This is a genomic window from Gammaproteobacteria bacterium, assembly GCA_036383255.1.
Taxonomy (GTDB): Bacteria; Pseudomonadota; Gammaproteobacteria; order Natronospirales; family REEB76; genus DASUBN01.
Window position 1 is genome coordinate 114435 of the sequence record DASVOS010000003.1, and the last position, 6044, is coordinate 120478.

At 65.7% G+C, this 6044-nt stretch carries 9 protein-coding genes and 1 pseudogene; 7 read left to right on the forward strand and 3 right to left on the reverse strand.

Annotation, left to right across the window (positions count from 1 at the left end; translation table 11 throughout):
• Positions 1-2 precede the first annotated feature (2 nt).
• Entirely contained in the window at positions 3-338 is a 336-nt protein-coding gene (locus tag VF651_00920) for a YciI family protein (protein HEX7964250.1), read from the reverse strand.
• Between the two features lie 259 nt (positions 339-597).
• Between VF651_00920 and VF651_00925 the strand changes: the two genes are divergently transcribed.
• The 3 genes and pseudogenes from VF651_00925 (at position 598) to VF651_00935 (ending at position 1892) form a co-directional block, all read left to right on the forward strand.
• Positions 598-1221: a BON domain-containing protein gene (locus tag VF651_00925; protein HEX7964251.1), complete on the forward strand. Its 624-nt coding sequence runs from the start codon at positions 598-600 to the stop codon at positions 1219-1221.
• A gap of 76 nt (positions 1222-1297) precedes the next feature.
• Positions 1298-1672: a BON domain-containing protein gene (locus tag VF651_00930; protein ID HEX7964252.1), complete on the forward strand. Its 375-nt coding sequence runs from the start codon at positions 1298-1300 to the stop codon at positions 1670-1672.
• A 25-nt stretch (positions 1673-1697) separates the two neighbouring features.
• Positions 1698-1892 (forward strand): annotated as a pseudogene (locus VF651_00935) (CsbD family protein).
• 147 nt (positions 1893-2039) lie between these two features.
• Here the strand turns inward: VF651_00935 and VF651_00940 are convergent.
• Positions 2040-2495, reverse strand: a complete 456-nt coding sequence (locus VF651_00940; GenBank protein HEX7964253.1) for a nuclear transport factor 2 family protein — start codon at positions 2493-2495, stop codon at positions 2040-2042.
• Positions 2496-2616: 121 nt separating this feature from the next.
• Between VF651_00940 and VF651_00945 the strand changes: the two genes are divergently transcribed.
• Complete coding sequence (locus VF651_00945) at positions 2617-3651, forward strand: DUF2157 domain-containing protein (GenBank protein ID HEX7964254.1); 1035 nt, start codon at positions 2617-2619, stop codon at positions 3649-3651.
• A 2-nt stretch (positions 3652-3653) separates the two neighbouring features.
• Positions 3654-4118, forward strand: a complete 465-nt coding sequence (locus VF651_00950) for a DUF2269 family protein (GenBank protein HEX7964255.1) — start codon at positions 3654-3656, stop codon at positions 4116-4118.
• Positions 4119-4124: 6 nt separating this feature from the next.
• On the opposite strand, the gene VF651_00955 is transcribed toward VF651_00950, so the two are convergent.
• On the reverse strand, positions 4125-4520 hold the full coding sequence (locus tag VF651_00955) for a cytochrome-c oxidase (GenBank protein ID HEX7964256.1): 396 nt from the start codon (positions 4518-4520) through the stop codon (positions 4125-4127).
• A gap of 146 nt (positions 4521-4666) precedes the next feature.
• Between VF651_00955 and VF651_00960 the strand changes: the two genes are divergently transcribed.
• Both VF651_00960 and VF651_00965 read left to right on the forward strand, forming a co-directional pair.
• The gene (locus VF651_00960; GenBank protein HEX7964257.1) at positions 4667-5047 is read left to right on the forward strand and encodes a nuclear transport factor 2 family protein; all 381 of its coding nucleotides are present in this window, start codon (positions 4667-4669) and stop codon (positions 5045-5047) included.
• Between the two features lie 187 nt (positions 5048-5234).
• The coding region (locus VF651_00965) for a filamentous hemagglutinin N-terminal domain-containing protein (GenBank protein HEX7964258.1) at positions 5235-6044 on the forward strand (810 nt) is incomplete at its 3' end.

Here is a 6044-nt window from a genome sequence, read left to right on the forward strand (position 1 = left end):
GGTCAGTCCCGGTTCAGCATCATGATCGGCCGGATCTCGATGGCGCCATGGGCGCGGGCGCAGGGCGTGTCCGCCACCAGCCGCACCACCTCTTCCACATCGTCCGCCTCGATGATGCTGAAACCCGCGAGCGGCACCTCGAGCCGTCCCTGCGGCCCGTCAGCCACCCGGGGCACGCCTTCCCAAGCGCGTACGGTGGTGACATCGCTCTCCACGGCGCCCATGAGCGCGCCGCGCTCGCGGATCTTCGTGTCTTGGGCCAGGAGCTCATCCTGTTCCCGTTTCGGAAGCTTCTTCCAGTCCTTCTCGTCACCATAGGCCAGGCATAGGTATTTCACGTCCGTCCTCCATCTTGCAAATCAAATAACTATTAGGACGGTACGCCGCGACGCGGATATCAGCGATCCATGCGTCCGCGATCCTGTATTTTTTTACGCACGGTTCAAGTCGCGCAGGTGTATTCCATATTCACGGGAATGTCGCGCCATTTCACCCTGTTATGTGCGACACAGCACAGACGACGCGATGCGCGCGACGCAAACTGGCATCTCCAACGATCAACGGCTGTGCAAGACGCGCCGTCGCAGGAGATACGACATGAAAACATCCAAAACCCCTTCCCTCCGCACCCTATTCATGATGGCCGGCATGGGCGCCGCGCTCGCCGCCGGGATGCCGGCCCTGGCATCCGACGACCCGGCACCCAAGGCCCACAGCGACAGCGTGGGCGACGCCATCAGTGACACCGCCGTCACCGCTAAGGTGAAGGCCAAGTTCGTGGGTGTGGACAGCCTCAAGGGCTCCGACATCAGCGTGACCACCACCAACGGCATGGTCACCCTCACCGGCACCGCCGGCAGCTCCAGCGCCAAGTCCGAGGCGGAACGCCTGGCCAAGCAGGTGAAGGGCGTGAAGGACGTGGACAACGAGCTCAAGACCCCTTCCAGCAGCAAGACCAGCGCCGAGCTGAAGGGTGCCGCGAACAGCACCAAGCAGGGCGTCTCCGACACCTGGATCACCACCAAGGCGAAGGCGGCGATCACCGCTGACAGCGTGGCCAAGGGCTTCGACGTGCACGTGGAGACCACCAACGGCGTGGTGGTACTGAGCGGTCAGCTCGCCAACAAGGATGCCATCGCGCACGTGAAGGATATCGTCGAGAAGATCGACGGCGTGAAGAGCGTGGACACCAGCGGCCTCGAGGTCGCCCCGGGCAAGTGACGCTTGCCCTTCGTGGGGTCCCGGCGGCGGCAGCCGCCGCCGGGACCGCGCCAGGATACGAGACAGGAGACATGACATGCAGAAGATGAACGCTTTCTACGCCCTGCTGGCCGCCGCCGGCCTCACCGGCGCCCTGTGCAGCACCTCGGTGCTGGCAGCCTCCAGCCCCGCGCCTGCCGCGAGCACCGCGGTGGGCGCCGCCACCTCCGACACGGACATCACCGCACAGGTGAAGGACAAGCTCGCGAGCGCGGGCTATCGCGACGTGGCGGTGACCGTCAACGGCGGTACGGTGACGCTGGTGGGCAGCGCCCAGGACGCGCAGGTGAAGGCCAATGTGGAGGCGGTGGCGAAGTCCGTGGACGGTGTGACCAGCGTGGACAACCGTCTCAAGACCCCGGCCGAGCGGCCGCAGATACCGCCTCCGCCCGCGGCGTCAAGGCCGGGCTGATCCATAACTATTAAGAGGTGACGAGATGAGCAACGACATTGCGAAAGGCGACTGGAAACAGCTCTCGGGTGCGATCAAGCACACCTGGGGCAAGCTGACCGACGACGACTTGCTGCGCGCCAAGGGCGACGGCGAATACCTGGTGGGCAGGCTGCAGGAATACTACGGTCTCACCAAGGCGAAGGCGGAGCAGAGCCTGCACGAGCTGGGCTACAAGCTGCGCGGTGAGCAGCGCCGGGTCGCCACCTCCGATCGCCGCGGCAGCGGCGATGACGTGACCACCGAACGCCTGGATCGCTGATCCGGGCGAGGTGCGACGCCGCCGGTGGCTGACTGAAGCCACCGGCGGCTTTTTTTTGGCCGCGGGTCAGGAAGCGTGGGGCACGTGCGCGCCGGCCTGGCCGAAGGAGTAGAACCAGCCCTTCGCCGTGCAGGTGTACACGTCGCTGAACCACAGGTCGAAGTCCAGGGCGTCTCCCTTGTACTGCGCCTTGATGTAGAGCAGCGCGGTGATCACCGCGGTGCCCTCGTCATAGAAGCGCACGCTCTGCCGGGTGTCGCTCTGGTGCTCGTACGCGAGGGCCGTGTCGTGGGCCTGGTCCAAGAGATCCTTCTTTCCGTACACCTGCCCCTTGCCGGTCACCAGCGTGAAGTCGTCCGCCAGCAGGCGCGCCATGGCGGCGGCATCGCTCTTCTCCACCGCGGCCTGGTACTCGGTATCCAGCTGCTTGATGAGCGCCGGATCCTGCGGGCAGGCCGGCAGCGGGGCGGCCAAGGCCGCGATGGGGGCGAAGAGGGCGAGGGTCAGCAATGCCTTGGACATGGGAGTCTCCCTGGGTTTCGGTGCGTGCAGGCTACCGGCGCCGATGTATCGCAGCTATCACGAACTTGCAGCGCTCCCGGGTCCAGCGGCATAGTGGACAGGAGGGGATGGGAGCGAAGCCATGCGACTGCAGCGACGTGACCTGGATAAGGCCGCCTTGGCGGGCGTGATCAGCGCCGCCCAGGCCGAGAGCCTGTGGAGCTACCTCAGCGGGCAGGCCGCCGAGGAGCCGGGCTTTAGGCCCGCGCACATCCTCTATTACCTGGGCGGCCTCGTGGCCATGGCCGCGCTCTCGCTGTTCGTGACGCTCGCCTGGGAACCCTGGGCCGGTATCCCGATGCTGGTGGTGGCGCTCGCCTACGCCGCGCTCGGCATCGCACTCACCCACTGGTTCCTGCAGCGCGGCCTCGCCATCCCCGCCGGGCTCACCATCACCTTCGCCGTCTCCACCGTGCCGCTGGCGGTGTATTCGCTCCAGCACATGCTGGGGTTCTGGGAGGGCGAGCGCACCCTGCAGGACTTCCACCTCTATATAGACTGGCGCTGGTTCTTCATGGAAGTGGCGACGCTCGCCGCCGCGGCGGTGGCCCTGTGGCGCTACCGCATGCCGTTCACGCTGTTCATAGTGGGCGTGATCTTCTGGTATCTCAGCATGGATCTGGTGCCTCTGCTGTTCAACGACCAGGACCCGGACTGGCAGCTCAGGGAGAAGGTGACCCTGTGCATGGGCATCCTCACCACGTTCCTGGCGTTTTGGGTGGACGTGCGTTCGGGCCGCAAGCGGGACTACGCCTTCTGGCTGTATCTCTTCGGCGTGGCCATGTTCTGGGGTGGGCTGTCGTTGCAGCGCTCCGACAGCGAACTCAACAAGTTCCTGTACCTGCTCATCAATCTGGGCCTGCTGGTGGTGGGCGCGGTCCTGATGCGGCGCGTGTTCGCGGTGTTCGCCGCCTTCGGCATCATTGGCTACCTGGGCCACCTCGCCATGCTGTTCCGCTTCGGCCTGCTGTTCCCGGTGCTGCTCGCGGCCATCGGTCTCGGCATCATGTTCCTGGGGGTGAAGTGGCAGCGCAACGAGCGGCGCATCCATGACGCGCTGCTGCGCTTCCTGCCCGGCAAGCTGCGCGACCTGGTGCTGCAGGCACACGGGGGCTGAGGGTGTACCTCGCGTTCAAGCTGCTGCACGTCATCGCCGTTATCCTGTTCTTCGGCAACGTGGTGACGGGCGTGTTCTGGAAGCATCTGGCGGACGGCAGCCACGACCCCACGCTGATCGCCCACACGCTGCGCGCCATCATCCGCCTGGACCGCTGGCTCACCGTGCCGAGCGTCGCCGGCATCGCCGTGTTCGGCGTCGCCACCGCGCTCGCCGGCCACCTGCCGATGCTTCGCACCGGCTGGATCGCCGCCTCCATCCTGCTGTTCACCGCCTCCGGCATCCTGTTCCACACGCTGGCGCGGCTGCAGCGCGAGCTCCTGGCCCTGGCGGAGACGGGCGCCACCAGCGACTTCATGGACTGGGACGCCTACCGCCGCCTCTCGCGCCGGTGGTTCAACTGGGGCCTCGCCGCCACGCTGCTGCCGGCCGCGGCCCTGGTGCTGATGGTGCTGAAGCCCTTCTGAGCGGCCTCACTTCATGTTGCGGTAGAGGTTCACCGCGAACACCAGCAGCGTGACCAGCAGCAGGATCAGCATCACGCCTGTCAGGGGCGCGACCGCCTCGTTGCCCAGGAGCGTGCAGGCCAGCAACGCCATCGATACCGGCAGCACGGTGTTGTGCATCCAGAAGTGCACCACGCCGAGGGTGCTTCCGCCGGCCGCCGGGAAACGGTCGTAGATGAGGCCGGCCAGCGCCATGCTGGCCCAGCCCAAGAGGTTGATATGCGCATGCACCGGCGCCAGCGTGAACGAATGGCTGGCGCCCATGTACACGCCCAGCGAGGCGCCGACCAATAGGTACGTGACCGCGATCAGTATCCAGAGACGCGCCAGCCGCTTGCCGCGGGATTCGATGTCCTGAGCCATGTGATTCCCCTCCACCCTATGAGACGAATGGGTCAACCTTAAACAGCACGGCGCCGCCGGGCAAGGGCGTGTCGCGCGAACGAGGGAATTATCCCGGCGCGGCTTCGGTATGATTCGTACGGCGACGTATCCGGGAAGGGATAGAAATGAAGCAGCAGGTGTTGGATAAGCTCGGCCGCGCGGAGGGCTTCGCGCGCGAGTGGCTCGCGGCCTGGAACGCCCACGACATCGACCGCATCATCGGTCACTACGCGCCGGACGCCACGGTGCAGTCGCCGTTCCTGGCCCAGGCCACGGGCGATGCGCGCGGCTGCGTCACCGGCGCGGAGCAGTTGCGCGCGATCTACGGCAAGGCGCTGCTGAAGTATCCGGACCTTGAGTTCCGCGTGATCCGCGTGCTCGCGGGCATGGAGAGCGTGGTGATCCATTACCACACGGTGGAGGGGCTGCTGGCGGCCGAGACCTTCCTCCTGGACGGGCAGGGCCGCGCCCACACGGTGCTCTGCCATTACTGCCCGGAAAGCTGAGATAAATGTCGTCTGAATTCCATATCGATACGCTCTAGGCCACGCCTGACGGGGGGTATAGCCTCCGTTCTCGATTAGACATATTCAAGGTAAACTAGCTCCAAGAGGGCCATACCCGGAGGGAATGACGCCACGGTCCATGAGCCGTGGCGCACCGGGGGCATGTTCTGAAGAGTGGGGAACCGCCATGTCGTATCGCCGTCCGTCCATCCGTCACCTGGATGCCTGCCTGCACGCCTTGTTGAAGCGTGGCGGCAGCCTGGGCCTAGGCCTCGGAGCCTTCACGCCGATCCTGGCCTTGGCCAACCCCAGCGGAGGCCAAGTGGTGGCCGGCCAGGCCACGATAGGCACCCCAAGCGCGAACGGCATGGTGATCAACCAGGCAAGCCAGAGCGCGATCATCAACTGGCAACAGTTCAACATCGGCAAGGGCCAGTACGTCCAGTTCCTGCAGCCCTCCAGCTCCGCGGTAGTCCTGAACAGGGTAGTGGGCGGTAGCCCCAGCAGCATCCTCGGCACCCTCTCCGCCAACGGCCAGGTGTTCCTGGTCAACACCAACGGCGTGTTCTTCGGCAAGGGCGCCTCCATCGACGTCCAGGGCTTCCTGGCCTCCACCATCGACATCACCGATTCCAACTTCCTGTCCGGCAACTACGTGTTCGACCACGGCGGCGCCCCGGATGCCAAGCTCGTCAACCAGGGCAGGATCCGCGCCCACAACGGCGGCTACGTCGTGCTCGCCGGCGACTACGCCGAGAACACCGGCATCATCTCCGCCCAGTCCGGCCACGTCATCCTGGCGGCCGGCTCCAAGGCCACCCTGGACCTCAACGGCAACAAGCTCGTCCACTTCGCCATCGACCAGGCGACCCTCTCCAACTACGCCGGGGTCAAGAACGCAGGCTCCCTCATCGCCGACGGCGGCACCGTCATCATGACCGCCGACGTCGCCAATGCCCTGAAAGCCACGGTGGTCAACAACACCGGCCTCATCGAA

Excerpts from the sequence above, each read along its gene's own strand:
- VF651_00925 (HEX7964251.1), top strand. The coding sequence starts at position 598 with ATGAAAACATCCAAAACCCCTTCCCTCCGCACCCTATTCATGATGGCC.
- VF651_00930 (HEX7964252.1), top strand. The coding sequence starts at position 1,298 with ATGCAGAAGATGAACGCTTTCTACGCCCTGCTGGCCGCCGCCGGCCTC.
- VF651_00940 (HEX7964253.1), bottom strand. The coding sequence starts at position 2,495 with ATGTCCAAGGCATTGCTGACCCTCGCCCTCTTCGCCCCCATCGCGGCC.
- VF651_00945 (HEX7964254.1), top strand. The coding sequence starts at position 2,617 with ATGCGACTGCAGCGACGTGACCTGGATAAGGCCGCCTTGGCGGGCGTG.
- VF651_00955 (HEX7964256.1), bottom strand. The coding sequence starts at position 4,520 with ATGGCTCAGGACATCGAATCCCGCGGCAAGCGGCTGGCGCGTCTCTGG.
- VF651_00960 (HEX7964257.1), top strand. The coding sequence starts at position 4,667 with ATGAAGCAGCAGGTGTTGGATAAGCTCGGCCGCGCGGAGGGCTTCGCG.